Source organism: Nocardia sp. NPDC057455, assembly GCF_042802775.1.
Taxonomy (GTDB): Bacteria; Actinomycetota; Actinomycetes; order Mycobacteriales; family Mycobacteriaceae; genus Nocardia.
The window spans coordinates 60,144-82,157 of sequence record NZ_JBHVDM010000027.1 but is presented as its reverse complement, the minus strand read 5'-3'; the positions used below and the strand labels follow the sequence as shown (position 1 = coordinate 82,157).

The 22,014-nt window shown below is 71.1% G+C and carries 1 protein-coding gene (cut by a window edge); it reads right to left on the bottom strand.

What is annotated here, in order from left to right:
- Positions 1 to 22,014, bottom strand: part of the annotated coding region (locus tag ACFU5M_RS13880; protein ID WP_379048760.1) for a non-ribosomal peptide synthase/polyketide synthase (this coding region is incomplete at its 3' end). Its footprint extends 13,535 nt past the window's final position; 22,014 of its 35,549 annotated nt are in view.

The following is a 22,014-nucleotide window of genomic DNA, read 5'->3' as shown; positions in this document are numbered from 1 at the left end:
GCCGTCTCGAGGATATAACTCGTGCGCTCAGCAGCCTGATCCGGATCCACCGGCACATACGCACCACCGGACTTCGCCACCGCATACATCGCCACGATCAAATCCACCGACCGACGCAACGCCAACGCGACCCGCGACTCCGGACCCACACCCAACGAGATCAAATGCCGGGCAACACGATTCACCCGCGCATCGAGCGCGCCGTAGGTGATCGACTCGCCGTCCTCGGTGACGAGCGCGACTTCCTTCGGCCCGGACGCCACCGTGGCGTCCAGCAGCGACACCAGCGTGGCGGAGGTGTCCACCGGCTGGTCGGTCGCGTTGCGTGCGGTGAGCAGCTGGGTCCGCTCGGTGGCGTCGAGCAGTTCGAGGTCACCGGCCGGGGTGCGCGGGGCTGCGACGATCTCGCCGAGCAGACGCACGAACCGGTCGGTGAAGCCCTGCACCGTCGCGCGATCGAACATGTCGGTCGCGTAGGTGAAGAACCCGGTGATGCCCTCGGGCGTGCCGGCGTCGTCGTAGCGGTCGGTCGCGATGAGGTGCAGGTCGAACTGGGACAGCTCGGTGTCGATGTCCAGGCCGGACACGCTCAGGCCGGGCAGCTCCAGCGCGGACTGCGCCAGGTTCTGGAACGACAGACCCACCTGGAACAGCGGGTGCCGCGCGGTCGAGCGCACCGGGTTGAGCACCTCGACCAGCCGCTCGAACGGCACGTCGGCGTTGGCGAACGCCTGGATGTCGGTCTCGCGCTGGCGGGCCAGCAGGTCGGTGAACGCCTCGCCCGCCTCGACCCGGGTGCGGAACACCAGGGTGTTGACGAACATGCCGATCAGATCGTCCAGCGCGGCCTCGCCGCGGCCCGCCATCGGCGTGCCGATCGCGATGTCGTCGGTGCCCGACAACCGGGCCAGCAGCACCGCCAGCGCGGTGTGCACGACCATGAACAGCGTCGCGCCCTCTGCGCGCGCCAGCTCGATCAGCGCCTGGTGGGTCTGCGCATCCACCCGCAGCTCGACCTTGCCGCCCGCGAAGGACTGCACCGCCGGACGCGGCCGGTCCGAGGGCAGATCCAGCTGATCGGGCAGCTCGGCCAGCGCTCGGCGCCAGTAGGCGACCTGCTTGGCGGCCAACGATTCCGGATCGTTCTCGTCGCCGAGCAGTTCACGCTGCCAGATGCTGTAGTCCGCGTACTGGACCGCCAGCGGCGCCCAGTTCGGCGCCTCACCCGCCGCACGCGCGGCGTAGGCGATCATCAGGTCCCTGGTCAGCGGGCCGACCGAGGAACCGTCACCGGAGATGTGGTGCACCACCATGGCCAGCACGTAGTCCACCGACCCGTCCGGCCCGGCCTGCGCGCCCTCGCCGGCGATCTGGAACAGCGCGACCTTCATCGGCACCTCGGTGGTGACGTCGAAGATCGTCGAGGTCAGCGCGAGCACGGCGGACTCGATCTGCGACGGCGCGACCACCCGTACCTCCAGCCGCGGCACGGCCTGGGCGGGCGGCAGGATGACCTGCACCGGACCCGCCTCGGTCTGCGGGTAGACCGTCCGCAGGATCTCGTGGCGGCTCACCAAATCGGCGATGGCGGCACGCAACGCGGCCACATCCAGCGCGCCGGACAGCCGCACCGCGATCGGCACGTTGTAGGCCGCCGACTGGGTGTCGAACCGGTTGAGGAACCACATGCGCTGCTGCGCCAGCGACAGCGGAATGTGCTCCGGGCGTGGGCCCGCGGTCAGTGCGCGGCGACCGCCCATGTCGGCGTGCTGCTCCACCCGCACCGCGAGCGCGGCCACGGTGGACGCCTCGAACAGCAGGCGCACCGGCACACGGGTGTTCAGCGCCTCGCCCAACCGCGCGGCGACCTGCGTGGCCAGCAGCGAGTTACCGCCCCACGCGAAGAAGTCGTCGTCCAGGCCGAGGCGCTTGCCCGCAGTCGTCCCCCGGTCGCCGCGCTCCTGCCCGCCGGAGCCACCGTCGCGATCGGAGATCCGCAGCACCTCGGCGAAGGTGTTCGCCACGATCTGCTCGATCGGCGTGACCGGCGCGCGGAACACCGCCTTCTCGAAGGTCGGCTGCGGCAGCGCCTTGCGGTCCAGCTTGCCGTTGGCGTTGAGCGGCAACGCGTCCAGCTCGATCAGCATCGACGGCACCATGTACGACGGCAGCTCGGCCGACAGCGCGGATTGCAGCGCCCGCTTGTCGAGCGCGTCCGGCGTCCTGGGCACCACATAGGCGACCAGCCGGTCGCCGATGCTCGGATCGTTGTGCGCGACGACGGCCGCCGCGCTCACCACGTCCTGCCGCAGCAGCGCGGCCTCGATCTCGCCGAGCTCGATACGGAAACCGCGGATCTTCACCTGGAAGTCGGTGCGGCCGCGGTAGTCCAGCTCGCCGGTGGCGCCCCAGGCCACCAGGTCGCCGGTGCGGTACATCCGGTCGCCCGGCGCACCGAACGGATCGGCGACGAACCGGTCGGCGGTCAGGTCGGGACGGCCGAAGTAGCCGCGCGCCAGCTGCGCGCCTGCCAGGTACAACTCACCCGAGACGCCGACCGGCACCGGCCGCAGGCGGGAGTCGAGCACGTAGACCCGGCTGTTCCACTCCGGCGCGCCGATCGACACCGACGCCTCGTCGGCATCGGTGACCAAGTGGCTGGTGATCGACACCGCCGCCTCGGTCGGGCCGTAGAGATTGTGCAGTTCGGCGGCATTGTGCCTGCGCAACCGCTGAGCGGTCGCGGCGGGCAGCGCCTCACCGATGGCCAGCACGCGCCGCAGCGAAGCCGACAGGCGGCCACCGGATTCGGTGAGCAGCGCGTCCAGCATGGACGGCACCACGTGCAGGGTGGTGACGCCGGTGGCGCGCATCAGCTCGTTCAGGTACGCCGGGTCGCGGTGTCCGTCGGCGGCCGAGATCACCAGGCGGCCACCGGAAACCGCGGCCGACCAGAACTCCCAGACCGAGAGGTCGAACGTCGCCGCCGTCTTCAGCAGCACCGCGTCCTCGGCGCCCAGTTCGAAGACGGAGGTCTCCCACTGCAACTGGTTGACGATCGCGGCGTGCGGGACCGCGACGCCCTTCGGCTGGCCGGTCGAACCGGACGTGAAGATCACGTACGCGGTGTTCGCCGGGGTCAGCGCACCGATGCGCTCCTCGGCGGTCACCGGAGCGGCCGGGTAGTCGGCGAGGTCGAGCGCGTCGATCTGCACGACATCGGCCGCGGCGGTGTGGAAGCCGTCCCGGCCGGTGGTCAGCACGCACACCGGCGCCGCGGTGCCCAGGATGTAGTCGGTTCGCTCGGCGGGCTGATCCGGATCGATCGGCACGTACGCCGCACCGGCCTTCGCGACCGCGTACATCGCGACCACGAGATCGCTGCTGCGGCGGATCGCCAGCGCGACCCGGTCCTCCGGACCGACCCCGCGGCCGATCAGGTACCGGGCCAGGCGGTTGACCCGCGCGTCCAGCCCGGCGTAGGTCAGCTCCCGGCGACCGGTCGGCTCGTCGGCGACCAGCGCCACGGCCGCGGGCGTCGCGGCCACCGTGGCATCCAGCAGCGACACCAGCGTCGCGGTGCGCGTGGAGCCCGCGGAACGCGCCGCGAGCAGAGCGTCGAGATCGTATTCGGTGGCGTTCCAGGCCGTGAGGATGCGGTCGCTCTCCTCGGCCGCGAGCAGATCGATCTCGCCCACCCGCACGGTGGCGTCGGTCAGCACGGCGTCGAGCACCCGAAGGAACCGGTCGGCGAAGCCCTGCACCGTGCCCTCGTCGAACAAATCGGTGGCGTAACCGAATTCGGTGATGATCTCGGCGGGCGTGCCGTCCTCGGCGTACCGGTCGTACAGCGTGACGTGCAGGTCGGTCTTCGCCAGCTGCGAGTCGAAGTTGACCGCGCTCACCGTGAGTCCGGGCAGTTCGAAGGTGGTCTCGGCCAGGTTCTGGAACGACAGACCCACCTGGAACAGCGGGTTGCGCGCGGTCGAGCGCACCGGGTTGAGCACCTCGACCAGGCGCTCGAACGGCACGTCGGCGTTGGCGAACGCCTCCAGGTCGCGTTCCTTCACGTCACCGAGCAGATCGGCGAACGAGTCACCAGCGTTCACTTCGGTTCGGAACACCAGGGTGTTGACGAACATGCCGATCAGGTCGTCGAGTTCGCGTTCGCCGCGTCCGGCGATCGGGGTGCCGACAGCGATGTCGTCGGTGCCCGACAGTCGCGACAGCAGCACCGCCAGCGCCGCGTGCACCACCATGAACAGCGACGCGTTGTGTGCGCGCGCCAACTCGTGCAGGCGGGCGTGCCGCTGCGGGTCGATCTCGAAGCGGATCGCCTTGCCCTGGAACGACTGCGCGGGCGGGCGCGGCCGGTCGGCGGGCAGCTCCAGCTGATCGGGCAGGTCGGCCAGCGCCGAGGTCCAGTACGCCACCTGACGGGCGGCCAGCGATTCCGGATCGTCCTCGGACCCGAGCACCGCGCGCTGCCACAGCGCGTAGTCGGCGTACTGCACCGGCAGCGGCTGCCACTGCGGCGCCTCGCCCTGCACCCGGGCCACGTAGGCGGCCATCACGTCGCGGGCCAGCGGGCCCATCGACGAACCGTCGGCCGCGACGTGGTGCACGGTGAACGCGAGCACGTGCTCGTTGTCCGAAATACGGAACAGCGCCACCGCCAGCGGCACCTCCACGGTGACGTCGAAGGTGGTCAGCGCGAAGCCGATGACCGCGCCGAGCAGATCCTCCTCGGCCACGTCGATCGGGGTGAGCGCCGCCGCGGACCGGTCCGCCGGACGGATCACCTGGTGCGGCCCGTCCGCCGAACGCGGGTAGGTGGTGCGCAGCACTTCGTGGCGGGCGAACACGTCGCCGATGGCCTGCTCCAGCGCGGCCACCTCCAGCGTGCCGGACAGCCGGACGGCCAGCGGGATGTTGTCCACGGCCGAGGTGGCCGTGTCGAACTGGTTGAGGAACCAGTACCGCTGCTGCGCGGGCGAGAGCGGGATGCGCGCCGGGCGCTCCCCCGCCTCGAGGCGCGGCCGGTCCCGGCCGGATCCGGCGTTGTGCTCCACCCGGGCGGCCAGCGCCAGCACCGTGGACGCCTCGAACAGGTCGCGCACCGCGAGCCTGGTGTCCAGCGCCGCGCCCAGCCGCGCGGTCACCTGGGTGGCCAGCAGCGAGTTGCCGCCGAGTTCGAAGAAATCGTCGTCCAGGCCGACCCGCGCGACGCCGAGCACGTCGCCGAAGGTGCCCGCCACGATCTCCTCGATCGGGGTGGACGGGGCACGGAACACCTTGGCCTCGAACACCGGCGCCGGCAGCGCCTTACGGTCCAGCTTGCCGGAGGCGTTCAGCGGGAACGCATCCAGCACGACGAACGCCGAGGGCACCATGTAGGCGGGCAGCTCGCCGCCGAGTTCCGCGCGCACACCCTCGATGTCCACCGAACGTCCGGCGGTCGCGATGACGTACGCGACCAGCTGGTCGCCCAGCCGATCGTCCGAGCGCACCACGACCACGGCCTGGGCGATCGATTCCAGGGCGGTGAGCGCCGACTCGATCTCGCCCAGCTCGATGCGCAGACCACGCAACTTCACCTGGAAGTCGGTGCGGCCCAGGTACTCCAGCTCGCCCTTGTCGGTCCAGGTGACCAGGTCACCGGTGCGGTACATCCGCTCGCCGTCGCCGAACGGGCTGGCCACGAAGCGGTCGGCGGTCAGATCCGGGCGCGCGACGTAGCCGCGGGCCAGTTGCACGCCCGCGAGGTACAGCTCACCCGCGACACCCACCGGCACCGGGTGCAGGCGCGAATCCAGCACGTAGACCTGGGTGTTGAACACCGGAGCGCCGATCGGCACCGACACCGTGTCGTCCTCGGTCACCTCGTGATAGGTGACGTCGACCGCGGCCTCGGTCGGGCCGTACAGGTTGTGCAGGCGCGCACCGGTGAGTTCCTGCATCCGCTGCGCGGTGGCGGCGGGCAGCGCCTCGCCGGAGGCGAAGACATTGCGCAGGCTGGTGCATTCGTCGGCGCGTTCCTCGGCCACGAACACCGACAGCATGGACGGCACGAAGTGCGCCGTGGTGACCTGCTCGCCCGTGATGATTTGCACGAGATAGGCCGGGTCGCGATGACCGTCGGGCTTGGCCACCACGAGGCGGGCGCCGACCTGCAACGGCCAGAAGAACTCCCACACCGACACGTCGAAGGTGGCCGGGGTCTTCTGCAACACCACGTCGGTGTCGTCCAAGCCGTACTCGTCCTGCATCCACACCAGGCGGTTGACGATCGCGGCATGCGAGACCGCCACACCCTTCGGGCGGCCGGTCGAACCGGAGGTGAAGATCACGTAGGCGGTGTTCGACGAGCGCAGCGGCGCACGGCGATCGGCGTCGGTGACCGGCTCGTCGGAGTAACCGGCCAGCGAGACCACATCGATCTCGACGGCCCTGGTCGCGCCCGCGTCGAAACCGTCACGCGAGGTGGTGAGCACACACACCGGTCGCGCGGTGTCGAGCACGTAGCGGGTGCGGTCGGCCGGATGATCCGGGTCCAGCGGCACGTACGCGCCGCCCGCGACGCTCACCGCGTACATGCCGACGACCAGGTCGATCGAACGGCGCATGCCCAGCGCGACCATCGAATCCGGGCCCACGCCCAGCGAGATCAGGTGCCGGGCCAGGCGGTTCACGCGGGAAGCGAACTCGGCGTAGGACAGACTCGTCCCCTCGAACGTCACCGCGGGCGCGTCCGGGGTCCGCGCCAGCTGCGCGGCGAACATCGACACCAGCGTGGCCGCCGGGTCCATCGGGTGCGCGGTGTCGTTCCACCGTTCCAGCACCTCGGTGCGCTCGACGCTGTCGAGCAGTTCGATGTCGCCGATGGTCACGGACGCGTCCGCGGCGACCGCGGTCAGCATCCGCACCAGCCGCGACGCGACGCCCGCGATGGTGTCGGCGTCGAACATGTCGGTGGCGTAGGCGAATTCGGCGGTCATGCCGTCGGCGGCGCCCGCGGCGTCGAACCGGTCGGACAGGTTGAGGTGCAGGTCGAACTTGGCGGTCACCACGTCCAGCGGCACACCGGCAACTTCCAGGCCGGGCAGCTCGAAGGTGGCCTCCCCGGTGTTCTGGAACGACAGCATCACCTGGAACAGCGGGTGGCGCGCTTGCGAACGTGCCGGGTTCAGGATCTCGACCAGCCGCTCGAACGGCAGGTCGGCGTGCGCGAACGCCGCGAGGTCGGTGTCCTTGGTGCGCGCCAGCAAATCGGTGAACTCGGTCGCGGGGTCGACCGCGCTGCGCAGCACCAGAGTGTTGACGAACATGCCGATGGCGTCGTCGAGCACTGCTTCACCGCGGCCCGCTACCGCGGTGCCGATGGCGATGTCGTCGCTGCCGGACAACCGCGCCAGCAGCGCGGCGAACGCGGCGTGCACGACCATGAACAGGCTGGCGCCGTTCGCGCGGGCCAGCGCGTTGAGTTCACGCAACAGTTGCGCGTCGAGCGAGAACTCGTACACGCCACCACGGTTGGACGCCACCGCCGGACGCGAGCGGTCCGACGGCAGATCCAGCTGATCCGGCAGCCCGGCCAGGGAGTCGGACCAGAACGCGACCTGCTGAGCGATCAGCGAGGCGGGATCGCCTTCGGAGCCCAGCGTCTCGCGTTGCCACAGCGCGTAGTCGGCGTACTGCACCGGCAGCGGAGCCCAAGCGGGCGCCTCGCCACGCGAACGCGCCGAGTAGGCCACCATCACATCGCGCGCCAGCGGGCGCACCGACCAGCCGTCACCGGAGATGTGGTGCACCACGAACACCAGCACGTGCGTATCGGGCTGCGAGCCGTCCATCGAGCCCGCGATGCGGAACAGCTGGGCGCGCACCGGGACCTCGGCGGTGACATCGAAGCCGGTCAGCACCAGTTCGCTGATCCGGTCGGAGATCTCGGCCTCGGACACCTCGATCGGGGTGAGATCGACGGCGCTGTGCCCGGCGGGCAGCACCACCTGCACGCCTTGGCCGTCGGCGGTCTCCGGGTAGACGGTACGCAGCACCTCGTGCCGGTCGACCACGTCGGCGACGGCCTGGCGCAGCGCCTCGGTGTCCAGCGTGCCGGTGAGCCGGACCGCGAGCGGGATGTTGTTCACCGCGGTCTGGTTGTCGAAGCGGTTCAGGAACCACATCCGCTGCTGGGCCAGCGACAGCGGGATCTTGGGTGGGCGCGGGCCCGCGACGAGTTCGCGGCGGCGTCCGGTGCCCTGGCGGGTCTCCACCCGGGCGGCCAGCGCGGCCACCGTCGGCGCCTCGAACAGCGCGCGGACCGGGATCCGGGTGTCCAGCGCGGCGCCGAGCCGGGCCACCACCTGGGTGGCGATCAGCGAGTTGCCGCCCAGGTCGAAGAAGTCGTCGTCCAGGCCGACCGGGCGTTCGGTGCCGGCCTGCGCGAGGCCGAGCACCTCGGCGAAGACATCGGCGACGATCTCCTCCACCGGAGTCGACGGCGCGCGGAATTCCCGCGCCTCGAAGACGGGCTCGGGCAGCGCGCGCCGGTCGAGCTTGCCGTTCGGGTTCAGCGGCATGGCCTCGAGCACGACGATCGCGGCGGGCACCATGTACGACGGCAGGTGCGCGGACAGGTGCGCGCGCAACTGCGCGACATCCACCGTGGCGCCGTTGGCGGGCACCACATAGCCCACCAGCTGGTCGCCGGTGGTCGCGTCGGAGCGCACCAGCGCGACCGACTGCGCGACCGATTCGTGCGCGGTCAGCGCGGTCTCGATCTCGCCGAGTTCGATGCGCAGACCGCGCAACTTCACCTGGAAGTCGGTGCGACCCAGGTACTCGATTGCGCCGGTGGCGTCCCGGGTGACCAGGTCACCGGTGCGGTACATCCGCGCGCCGGGCTCCCCGTACGGGTTGGCCACGAAGCGGTCGGCGGTCAGGTCGGCGCGGCCGAAGTAGCCGCGCGCCAGCTGATCGCCCGCGAGGTACAGCTCGCCCGCGACGTTGGGCGGCACCGGGTGCAAGCGCGAATCCAGCACGTACGCCTGCGCGTTCCACACGGGCAGGCCGATCGGCACGGCACCGTCCACCTGGTCGGCGACCGGACCGTGGGTGGCGTGCACGGTGAACTCGGTGGGGCCGTACAGGTTGTACAGCGCGGCATCGCTCACCCGCCGGATGGCGAGGACCGCGTCGGCTGTGAACGCCTCACCGGCGACGAACAATGTCCGCAGCGAGGCGAGCCCGTCCGCGTCGGCCGGGTCGATCCCGGCCGCGAAGACGGTGAGCATGGACGGCACGAACGAGGTCATGGTGACCTGCTCGGCCGCGATCACCTCGGCGAGGTACTGCGGGTCGCGGTGCCCGTCCGGGCTCGCCACCACGATCCGCCCGCCGGTGCTCAGCGGCCCGAACAGCTCCCACACCGACACGTCGAAGGTGGCGGGGGTCTTGAACAACACCACGTCGCCCGAGCCGATGCCGTATTCGCCGGTGATCCAGCGGATCTGGTTGACGACCGCGGCGTGCGGCACGGCGACGCCCTTCGGGCGTCCGGTGGAGCCGGAGGTGAAGATCACGTACGCCGGGTGCTGCGGGCGCAGCGGCGCGATGCGCTCGGCATCGGTGACGGGTGCGTCCGCGTAGCCGGACAGGTCCAGCTCGTCGAGGTTCAGCGTCGCGCGGCCCGCGCCGTCGAACGCGTCGCGCGCGGTGGTCAGCACGCAGACCGGGTCGGCCGAGTCGAGCACATACTGCACACGGTCGGCGGGCTGGTCCAGGTCCAGCGGCACGTAGCCGCCGCCCGCGGCGTGCACCGCGTAGGCGGCCACGACCAGGTCCACCGAGCGGCGCATGCCCAGGGCGACCAGCGTCTCCGGGCCCACACCCGCCTCGATGAGGCGGCGCGCGAGCCGCCGCACGCGAGCGGCGAATTCGGCGTAGTCGAGGGACGTTCCGGTGGCCGGGTCGACCACGGCGACCGCGTCCGGCGTGGCCGCGGCCTGCGCGGCGAACTGCTCGACCAGCGTGGTCGCCGGGCCGAGGTCACGGGCGGTGTCGTTCCAGCCGCGCAGCGCCTGGACGGTCTCCTGCTCGTCGAGCAGGTCGATGTCGCCGATCGGCAGGTCCGGCTGGGCGGCGAGGGCCTTCAGCAACCGGCCGAAGCGGCGGCCGAACTCGGCCATGGTGGCCGGGTCGAACAGGTCGGTGGCGTAAATCAGTTCGGCGGCGATACCCGCGGGCGCGCCGGTGCCGTTCGCGGCCTCGGCGTCGCGTTCGGACAGCACCAGTTGCAGGTCGAACTTGGCGACGTCGATGGGCAGGTCGACACCGCTCACCGTCAGACCGGGCAGCTCCAAGCTGTTGCGGCCCATGTTCTGGAACGACAGCATCACCTGGAACAGCGGATGCCGCGCCTGCGAACGCGCCGGGTTCAGGATTTCCACCAGCCGCTCGAACGGCAGGTCGGCGTGCCCGAACGCGGCGATGTCGGTGGCGCGTACCGAACGCAGCAGCTCGGTGAACGTCGCGGCGGACTCGATCGGCGTCCGCAGCACCAGGGTGTTGACGAACATGCCGATCAGGTCGTCGAGCGCGCGCTCGCCACGACCGGCGACCGGCGTGCCGATCGCGATGTCGTCCTCGCCGGACAACCGCGACAGCAGCACGGCCAGCGCCGTATGCGCGACCATGAACAGCGTCGCGCCCCTGGTCCGGGCGAGTTCGGTGAGCTGGGCGTGGGTTTGCGCGTCGATCTCGAAGACGTGCGTGGCGCCGCGACCGGAGGCGACCGCGGGTCGCGGCCGGTCGGCGGGCAGGTCCAGCTGCTCGGGCAGCCCGCGCAGCGTGTCCGACCAGAACGAGATCTGCTCGGAGATCACCGAACTCGGGTCGTCCTCGGCGCCGAGTACCTGGCGCTGCCACAACGCGAAGTCCGCGTACTGGACCTCCAGCGGACGCCAGGCGGGCTCGCCGCCGTCGACCCGGGCGCCGTAGGCGGTCATCACATCGCGGGTCAGCGGGCCCATGGAGAAGCCGTCGGCCGAGATGTGGTGCACCACCAGGGCGAGCACGTGCTCGGTGGGGCTGATCTCGAACAGCCGGGCACGGAACGGCACCTCGGCGGTGACGTCGAAGGCCGTGCCGATCAGCCGCGCGAGTTGCTCGGGCAGTTCGGCTTCGGTGACATCGACCGGCGTGAGGTCCGGGATGACCTTCGCGGTGGCCACGGTCTGCTGGTGGGCGGCGCCGTCCACCTCCGGGTAGAACGTGCGCAGCGACTCGTGGCGGGCCAGCACGTCGGCGACGGCGATCTGTAGCGCCTGCCGATCGAGCAGGCCCGACAGCCGCACCGCCGCCGGGATGTTGTCCACCGCCGAGTCGGGGTCGAAGCGGTTGAGGAACCACATGCGCTGCTGAGCCAGCGACAGCGGAACCAGCTCCGGTCGCTGCTGCGGCGCCAGCGGCGCACGGCCGCCCGCGCCCGCCTTGGTCTCCGCGCGCGCCGCCAGCGCGACCACGGTGGAGGACTCGAACAGCTCGCGCACGCCGAGGTCGGTGTCCAGCGCGGCCGACAGCCTCGCGGCGACCTGGGTGGCCGACAGGGAGTTGCCGCCGAGGGCGAAGAAGTCGTCGTCCAGGCCGACCCGCTCCAGGCCGAGCACGTCGGCGAAGGTCGCGGCGACGATCTCCTCGACCGGCGTGGTGGGGGCGCGGAACACCGCGGCCTCGAACACCGGCGCGGGCAGGGCCTTGCGGTCCAGCTTGCCCGAGGCGTTGAGCGGGAACTCCTCCAGCACGATCACGACCGACGGCACCATGTACGCGGGCAGCTGCCGTCCCAGGTCCTCACGGACCAGGTCGGTGTCCAGAGCGGCGTCCGGCGCTGGGATGACGTATGCGACGAGCTGGTCGCCCGCGTGCGCGTCCGAGCGCACGACCACGACCGACTGCGCGACCTCCTCCAAACCGGTCAGCGCCGACTCGATCTCACCCAACTCGATACGCAGACCACGCAACTTCACCTGGAAGTCCGTGCGGCCCAGATACTCCAGCTCACCGTGCTCGGTCCACGCCACCAAGTCACCCGTGCGATACATCCGCGCACCAGGCTCGCCGTAGGGGTTGGCCACGAAACGATCGCTGGTCAGATCCGCACGCGCGACGTAGCCCCGCGCCAGCTGGACACCCGCGAGGTAGAGCTCACCCGCGACACCCACCGGCACCGGACGCAACCGCGCATCCAACACGAACACCTGCGTGTTGAACACCGGAGCACCGATCGGCACCGTCTCGGTATCAGCGTCGACCACCTCGTGGAAGGTGACGTCGACCGCCGCCTCGGTAGGGCCGTACAAGTTGTGCAGCGCCGCACCGGTCAACTCACGCAAACGATGCGCCGGCTTCGGCGGCAGCGCCTCACCCGAAGCGAACACCAACCGCAGCGAATCGCATTGCCCGGCAGCCACATCCGCGACGAACACCGCCAGCATCGACGGCACGAAATGGGTGACGCTCACGCGCTCCGCGCTGATCACCTCGGCCAGGTAGGCCGGATCACGGTGACCGTCCGGCTTCGCCACCACCAGCCGGGCACCGACCTGCAACGGCCAGAAGAACTCCCACACCGACACATCGAACGTCGCCGGAGTCTTCTGCAACACCACATCAGCAGAAGTCAGCTGATAGGCGGTCTGCATCCACACCAAACGGTTGACGATCGCCGCATGCGACACCGCCACACCCTTCGGACGACCCGTCGAACCCGACGTGAAGATCACATAGGCGGTGTTCGACCCACGCAGCGGCGCACGCCGATCGGCGTCGGTGACCGGCGCCTCCGACAGGCCCTTCAGGTCGAGCAAATCGATCCGCACCTGCGCGGTGTCGATGTCCAGATCGCTACCGGAGGTCAGCACGCACACCGGATCGGCCGTGCCGAGGATGTATTCCGTGCGCTCGGCCGGATGGTCCGGGTCCAGCGGCACGTACGAGCCACCGGCAACGGCGACGGCGTACATGCCGACCACCAGATCGATCGAGCGCCGCATACCCAGTGCCACATACGATTCCGCGCCGACGCCGCGCGCGATCAGCCAGCGCGCCAGCTGGTTCACCCGCCAGGAGAACTCGGCGTAAGACAGACTTGTCCCCTCGAACGTGATCGCGGTCGCGTCGGGGGTGCGTTCCACCTGGTCGTAGAACATGGACACCAGGGTCGCGCCGGGAGCGGAGCCCGCGGAGCCACCCGACAAAGCCGCGGCCACATCGAATCCGGTGTCGTTCCAGCCGCGCACCACGAGTTCGCGCTCGGCGGTGTCGAGCAGCTCGATGTCGCCGACCACCGCGTCGGGCGCGGCGGTGATCGCGGTGAGCACCCGGATCAGGCGGTCGGCGATGCGGCGCACCGTCTGCTCGTCGAACAGGTCGCGCAGGTAGCCCGCGCGCACTCGCAGGCGCGAATCCAGTTGCGCGATCAGGGTGAGCGGGTAGTGCGTGGCGTCGGCCGCGTCCAGGCCGACCACGGCCATGCCGTCGATGTCCGCGGCCTGCGCCTGCAAGCCCGCCGCGTCGACCGGGTAGGACTCGAACACCACGAGCGTGTCGAACAGTCCGCCGATGCCCGCGACCGCCTGGATGTCGGCCAAGCCCACGTAGTGGTGGTCGAGCAGGTCGGCCTGCTCGCCCTGGGTGCGGACCAGCAGCTCACGCACGGACTCCGAGGAGTCGAAGCGCACCCGCACCGGCACGGTGTTGATGAACAGACCGACCATCGCCTCCACGCCGGACAGCTGCGCGGGACGACCGGAGACGGTGGTACCGAACAGCACGTCGTCGCGGCTGGTCATCCGGCCGACGAGCACGCCCCACGCCGTTTGCAGCACGGTGTTCGGGGTGACGCCGAGCGAGCCGGCCAGCGCGGTCAGCCGCGCGGTGGTCGCCTCGTCCAGCTCGAAGAAGTACTCGCCCGACAGCGAGGTGATCTCGCGACCGGCGTCCGGCCGCGCCAGCAGGGTCGGCTCGCCGACGCCGCGCAGCGCGTGCGCCCACGCGGCCAGCGACGCCGCATGGTCCTGTTGCCGGGTCCAGTCCAGGAAGTGCCGGTAGGAGCGCACCGCGGGCAGCGCGGCGGTATCCGCGTGCACGGCGTAGAGCATCAGCAGATCGCGCATGAGCAGCGGCATCGACCAGCCGTCGAGCAGGATGTGGTGGTTGGACACCACGAACTGCCAGCGGTCGGGCGCGAGGCGGATCAGCGTGAAGCGGATCAGCGGCGGTGCGGCCAGATCGAACCGGCGCATGCGGTCGGCCTCGATCAGGTCCTCGGCCGAGCCGGATTCGATCCGGTCGTGCTCGGCCCACGCGACGCGCACGCTGCCCAGCACGATCTGCACCGGGTTGCCGTCGTGGTCGCTGACGAACGCGGTGCGCAGGTTCTCGTAGCGGTCCACCAAGGCCTGTGCGGCCGCGCGCAACCGGGCGGCGTCCACCCGGCCGGTGAGCGTCAGCACCGCCTGGGCGGTGTACACGTCCACCGAGCTCGCCGCGAGGCGGGCATGGAACAGCAGACCGGCTTGCAGCGCCGAGAGCGGCCAGACGTCGGCCAGCGCAGGGAAGCGCCGCTCCCAGGTGTCGATATCGCGCTGGGTGATCCCCCGCCCCAGACCACCCCGTGGACTGCTCACCAGCGCGAAGTCCGACGGAGTGTGCCCGCCCGCGCCCGCCGAATCGGCATGGCGCGCCACCGCTTCCAGCGCGGCGGTCCACAGCTCGCCGAACTCGCGCACGTCGGCGGCCGACAGCAGGGTCGCCGGGTAGCCGATGTTGGCGGTCAGCTTGTCGCCGACCACGATCGCGTTCACGTCCAGCGGCGCCATCGCGGGCATGTCCGCGTCGTAGGCGCCGCCCAGCGCGCCGAGTTCGGGTGCGGGGATCCAGCCGAAGCCGCGCAGCGACTCGGGCACGTCACCCTCGGAGATCCGGCCGAGGTAGTTGAAGCTCACCTGGCCGGGCAGCTCCCGCGGCAGTTCGGCGGCGGTCTCGGCGTTGAGGTAGCGCAGCAGACCGTAGCCGATGCCCTTGTCCGGCACCGAGAGCAACTGCTCCTTGACCGCCTTGACGGCCGCGCCCAACGCGGGTCCGCCGGTGAACGCGGCGTCGACGTCGATGCCGGCCAGGTCGAACCGGACCGGGTAGATCGCGGTGAACCAGCCGACGGTGCGCGACAGATCCGCACCCGCCACCACGTCTTCCTCGCGGCCGTGACCCTCCAGGCGGATCAGCAGCGAATCCTCGCCTCGGGCGGCCACCCGCCGCGCCCGCCACTTCGCGGTGGCCAGCGCCAGCGCGGTGAGCAGGCCGTCGTTCACACCGCCGTGGAACAGCGCCGGAACCGTGGTGAGCAGGGCCTTGGTGACTTCGGCGGACACCTCGACCTGATGCTTCTCGATGACGCCCGAGGTGTCGAGGGCGGGATCCATCGGACGCTCGGTCAGCAGCGGATCCGCCGTGCCCACGACCGAACGCCAGTAGTCGAGCTCGGCCACCCGCTCGGGACTACCGGCCTCGCGCTCGAGCGCGTGCGCCCAAGCGCGCATCGACGTAGCCGGAGCGACCAGCTCGGGCGTCTGCCCCGCGGTCCGCTGACCCCAGGCCGTCACGAAATCCGGCACCAGGATGCGCCAGGAGACGCCGTCCACCACCAGGTGATGGGCGACGACGATCAGGCGTCCGGCGCGTTCGGCGGAATCGGGTTCCAGCCAAACGAACCGGATGACCACGCCCGCCGCGGGATCGAGCCGGTCCAGCGACTCGTCCAGGGCGGCCGAGGCGATCTCGACCAGTTCGGCATCGGTGGCGTTCGCGGCGAACTCGGTGCGGTCGATCAGCGCGTCCACCTCGACCGTGCCCGGCGCGGCGGTCTCGACGACCCAGTCGTCGCCGTCGCGGCGCAGGCTCGCGCGCAGCATGTCGTGCCGATCGATGACCGCGCCGACCGTCGCGGCGATGCCCGCCCGGTCGATGCCGGCCGGCAGTTCCAGCGCCAACGTCTGGTTGAACCGGCCGAACGAGCCGCGGCGCTCGGCCATGAACCGGACCACCGGCGTCAACGGCATCGCGCCGATGCCGCCGCCGGGCGGCTCGGCCAGGGTGGTGGCCGACGCCTCGGCCGCCTCGGTGGTCTCGGCGACCGAAGCCAGCCCGGCCACGGTGCGCTGCTCGAAAACGTGCCGCGGGGTGAACACCACACCGCGCGCCTTGGCCCGCGAGACCAGCTGGATGGAGACGATGCTGTCGCCACCCAGGGCGAAGAAGGAGTCGTCCACGCCGACTCGCTCCACGCCCAGCACCTCGGCGAACACTTCCGCGATGGTCTGCTCGACCGGGGTGCGCGCCGCGCGGAACACGACCTCGGTCGCGAACACCGGCTCCGGCAGCGCCTTGCGATCCAGCTTGCCCACCGGGGTGAGCGGCACGTGGTCGATCACCATGATCGACGAGGGCACCATGTAGGCGGGCAGGCGATCCTCGACGTGCGCGGTCAACGCCGCGACGTCGACCGAATGTCCTTGCGCGGCGACGACGTAGGACACCAGCGACACCGCGCCCGCGGCGCTCTTGTGGCCGACGGTGACGGCGAAGTCGACGCTCTCGTGCGAGGCCAGCGCGGCGTCGATCTCGCCGAGCTCGATGCGGAAGCCGCGCACCTTGACCTGGAAGTCGGAGCGGCCGACATACTCCACCTCGCCGGTGCGGGTCCAGCGGACCACGTCGCCGGTGCGGTACATCCGCGCACCGGGCACCGACGGATTGGCGACGAACCGCTCCGCCGACAGCCCCGGCCGCGCGTGGTAGCCACGCGCCAGCTGGACGCCCGACAGATACAGCTCACCCGCGACACCCACCGGAACGGGCCGCAGCTGGGCATCCAGGATCAGCGACTGCATGCCGCGGGTCGGGCCACCGATGGTGACCCGGTCGCCCGGCGCGAGCGCGTCGCTGATGTTGGTCATGATCGTGGTCTCGGTCGGGCCGTAGCCGTTGTGGAAGCGGCGGCCCGAACCGTCGGGCGCGCCACCCCACTTGGCGACCAGATCGGCGGGCACGGCTTCACCACCGGCCACGATCACCCGCATGCCGGCCAGCGCGGCCGAATCCAGCGAGGCCAGCACCGACGGGGTGATGAACGCGTGCGTGACCCGCTCGGCGCGAATCAGCTCGGACAGCTCCTCGCCGCCGTAGACGCCGGGCGGGCAGACCACCAGGGCACCGCCGCGGCCGATCGCCAGCAGGAATTCCAGGATCGAGGCATCGAAGCTGGGCGAGGCGAAATGCAGTGCGCGCGTGTCGGAATCGACGTCGTAGCGGGCGTTCTGCTCATCCCGGAAGTTGGCCAGACCGGCGTGGGTGACCACGACGCCCTTGGGCACACCGGTGGAACCGGAGGTGTAGATGACGTACGCGGGATGCTCCGGCCGCACCGGGCGCACCCGGTCGGCGTCGGTGACCGCGGCGTCGTCGAACCCGTCGAGATCCAGCTCGTCGAGCACCAGCCACTCGACCGACTCCGGCAGTTCGGCGCGCACCGACGCGACGGTCAGACCGATCGGGGAGCCCGAGTCGGTGACCATGTGCGCGATGCGGTCGGCCGGATAGGTCGGGTCGATCGGCACGAACGCGCCGCCGGACTTCGACACCGCCCACTCGGCGAAGTACGACTCGTCCGAGCGCGGCACGGCGACCGCCACCAGGTCCTCGGTGCCGATGCCACGCTCGATCAGCAAGCGGGCCAGGCGGTTCGACCGCGCGTCCAGCTCGCCGTAGGAGACACTTCTCCCCTGGAACACCACGGCGGGCGCCTCGGGATCGATGGCCGCGGCCTCGGCGATCAGGTCCGGCAACGTCCGCGCGGGGGTGGCGGGCGCGCCGGTGCGGGCGATCAGGTCGGCTCGCTCGGCGGCGTCGAGCACGTCGATCGCGCCGACGGTGACCGACGCGTCGGCCGCCACCGCGGCGAGCACGCGCTCCCAGCGGTCCACGATGGCCGCCGCGGTGGGCTCGTCGAACAACTCGGTGGCGTAGGTGAGCGCCAAAGCCATTGCGCCCGAACCGGTTTCACCGCGCTCGGCGAGGGTGAACTGCAGGTCGAAGCGCGCGACGTTCTCTTCCAGATCCAGTGCGGACACCGAAAGACCCGGCAGCTCCAGGGTGGTGCGCTCCAGGTTCTGGAACGCCAGCATCACCTGGAACAGCGGGTTGCGGGCCTGCGAGCGCTCCGGCGCGAGCAGTTCCACCAGCCGCTCGAACGGCACGTCGGCGTTGCCGTAGGCGTCCAGGTCGGTGCGGCGCACGCGGTCGAGCAGACCGGCGAACGACTCGCCCGGCTCGATACCGGTGCGCAGCACCAGCGTGTTGACGAACATGCCGACCAGGTGGTCGAGCGCGGCCTCGCCGCGGCCCGCGATCGGGGTACCGACCGCGACGTCGTCGCTGCCGGACAGCCGCGACAGCAGCACCGCCAGCGCACCGTGCATCACCATGAACAGCGACGCGCCGCGCTGCCGCGCGACCTCCTCCAGCGCGGCGACCAGCTCGCCGGACAGCTCGCGGTGCAGTGTCGCGCCGCGATGTGAGGCGACGGCCGGGCGCGGGCGATCGGTGGGCAGGGCCAGCTCGTCGGGGACGTCGTCGAGCGCGCGCCGCCAGTACGCGACCTGCTTCGCCAGCAGCGAGTCCGGATCCTCCTCGGACCCGAGGATCTCGCGCTGCCACACCGCGAAGTCGGCGTACTGCACCGCCAGTGGCGCCCAGCCGGGTGCGCTGCCGGTGCTGCGCGCGGTGTAGGCGGCCATCACGTCGCGGGTCAGCGGGCCCATCGAGAAGCCGTCGGCGGCGATGTGGTGCACCACTACCACGAGCACGTGCTCGTCCGGGCCGGACGCGTACAGCCGGGTGCGCAACGGAACCTCTTCGGCCACGTCGAATCCGGTGGTGACGAACTCGGTCACCGTCTCGATCAGCCGGGCCGGGTCCACCGCCACGGGGTGCAGATCCAGGACGATGTCCTCGGCGGGCACGATCACCTGGACCGGGGTGCCGCCGTGCTCGGGGTAGCGGGTGCGCAGCGATTCGTGCCTGCGCACCACGTCGGCCACCGCCAAGTCCAGCGCCTCGACGTCCAGCGCGCCGGTGAGCCGGATGGCGATCGGCAGGTTGTAGGCCGCCGAGGCGGTGTCGTACTTGTTCAGGAACCACATGCGCTGCTGCGCGAACGACAGCGGCACCAGTTCACCGGCCGCGCGCTCGCGCGCGACCAGCCGCGCCCGTGCGGCGCCGTCGGCGTGTGATTCCACCCGCGCGGCAAGCGCTTCGACGGTGGAGGCCTCGAACAGGGTGCGCACCGCGACGCTCGTGCCGAGCGCGGCGCCGATGCGGGCGACCACCCTGGTCGCGATCAGCGAGTTACCGCCGAGGTCGAAGAAGTCGTCGTCCACGCCGACCCGCTCCAGGCCGAGCACGTCGGCGAACACCGCCGCCACGGTTTCCTGCACCGGAGTGACCGGCGCGCGGAAGGCGCGCGATTGCGCCGCCGGGGCGGGCAGCGCACGGCGGTCCAGCTTCCCGTTGACGGTCAGCGGGATCCACTCCAGCCGCACCACGGCCGAAGGCACCATGTAGGCGGGCAGTTGCGCGGCCGCGCCGTCGCGCACCGCGTCGAGCACCGGCTCGGCGCCGGGCTCGGACACCACGTAGGCGACGATCCGCTGATCGCCGGGCTGGTCCTCGCGCACGATGACCGCGGCCTGGGCGATGCCGGGCTGAGCGAGGATCGCCGATTCGATCTCGCCGAGCTCGATGCGGAAACCGCGCACCTTCACCTGGTCGTCGGCGCGGCCCAGGTACTCGAGCTCGCCGAACCGGTTCCAGCGCGCCAGGTCGCCGGAGCGATACAGGCGCCCGCCCGGCGCGTCGCCCATCGGATCTGCGACGAAACGGGTCGCCGACAGGTCGGGTCGGCCGAGGTAGCCGCGCGCCAGTTGCGGGCCCGCTACGTACATCTCGCCCGCGACGCCGACCGGCACCGGGCGCAGCCGGTCGTCGAGCACGTACACCCGCAGCCCGGCGATAGCGCGGCCGACCACGCTGCCGGAGGCGGCGGCGATGGTCGCGGCGTCCAGCGCGCGGTAGGACACGTGCACCGTGGTCTCGGTGATGCCGTACATGTTGACCAGCAGCGGCGCGGTAGTGGATGTAGCACCGGTGCCGTCACCGTGGCGCGCCACCCAGTCCGACAGCCTGCGCAGTTCCAGCGCCTCGCCACCGAACACCACGTAGCGCAGCGCCAGCGGCGCGGCGTCGGGCGCGGCGTTCCGGTCGGCCTCGGCCAGTTGGTAGAACGCCGACGGGGTCTGGTTGAGCACCGTGACGCGTTCGGCGCGCAGCAGTTCCAGGAACTGCTCGGGCGAGCGCGAGGTGTAGTAGTCGACCACCACGAGGGTGCCGCCGAACAGCAGCGGACCCCACAGCTCCCACACCGAGAAGTCGAACGCGTAGCTGTGGAACAGCGTCCAGGTGTCCTCGGGGCCGAAACCGAAGTCGCGGTCGGTGTTCGCGAACAGCCGCACCACGTTGCGGTGCGCGACCGCGACGCCCTTCGGGCGGCCGGTGGAGCCGGAGGTGTAGATCACGTACGCGACGTTGTCCGGCGTGAGCGCGGAATTGCGATCGGCGTCGGTGATCGGCGCGTCGTCGGCGTCCTCGATGTTGCCGGTCTCCACCGCGAACCCGTCCAGCACGACGGCGGGCAGCCCGGCGGGCACCTCGACCTGCACCGTGGAGTCGAGCACCACGCTGGTGGGCCGGGAATCGGCGAGCACGTAGGCGATGCGCTCGGCGGGGTAGGTCGGGTCGACCGGCACGTAGCCAGCGCCGGTCTTCACCACGGCCAGCAGCGCGACCACGAGGTCCAGCGAACGCGGCAGGATCACCGCGACCAAGGTCTCCGGTCCCGCGCCGTCGCTGATCAGCCTGCGCGCCAGCACATTCGCGCGCCGGTCCAGCTCGGCGTAGGTCAGCGTCTCCACGCCGAAGCGGGCCGCGATCCGGTTCGGGTGCGCGGCGACGGCCGCGTCGAACAACCCGACCAGTGTGATCTCCGGATCGGCGAACGCGCCCGCGACGCTCTCGGCGCCGGAGGACACCCAGCGCTGCGAGACGTCCAGCCGCTCGCCCTCGCCGAGCAGATCGATGTCGCCGATGGCGACCCGCGGATCCTCGGCGACACCGCGCAGGACGCGCACGAGACGATCGGCGAACGCGGCCACCGTCTCCGGGTCGAACAGTTCGGTGGCGTAGTTCCACGACAGCGTCAGCCCGCCCTCGGCGGACTCGCCGACGGTGAGCTGCACGTCGAATTTCGCGGTGCCCGGGTCGAAGTCGACGGCTGCGACATCGAGGCCGCCGGGCAACGCGACGGTGCCGAGATCGGCCGCCGAGGCGGCCTCGAAGGTCAGCGCCACCTGGAACAGCGGGTGGTGCGCCTGCGAGCGCACGGGGCTGAGCACATCGACCAGCCGCTCGAACGGCACGTCGGCGTTGGCGAAGGCGGCCAGATCGGTGCGGCGCACCTGGTCGAGCAGCTCATCGAAGCGAGCGCCCGGGTCGACTTCGCTGCGCAGCACCAGCGTGTTGACGAACATGCCGACGACGTCGTCGAGCGCACGCTCGCCGCGGCCCGCGATCGGGGTGCCGATCGCGACATCGGTGCTGCCCGACAGCCGGCCCGCCCACACGGCCAGCGCGGCGTGCACGACCATGAACAGCGTCACGCCGCGGGCGCGCGCCAGTTCCGACAGCGCCTCGTGCACCTGCGCGTCGACCGAGAAGTCGTGCGTGCCACCGGCATTGGAGGCACTCTCCGGCCGCGGCCGGTCGGCGGGCAGTTCGATCTGGTCGGGCAGGTCACGCAGCTGCTCGGTCCAGTAGGCGATCTGGCGGGCCGCCACCGAG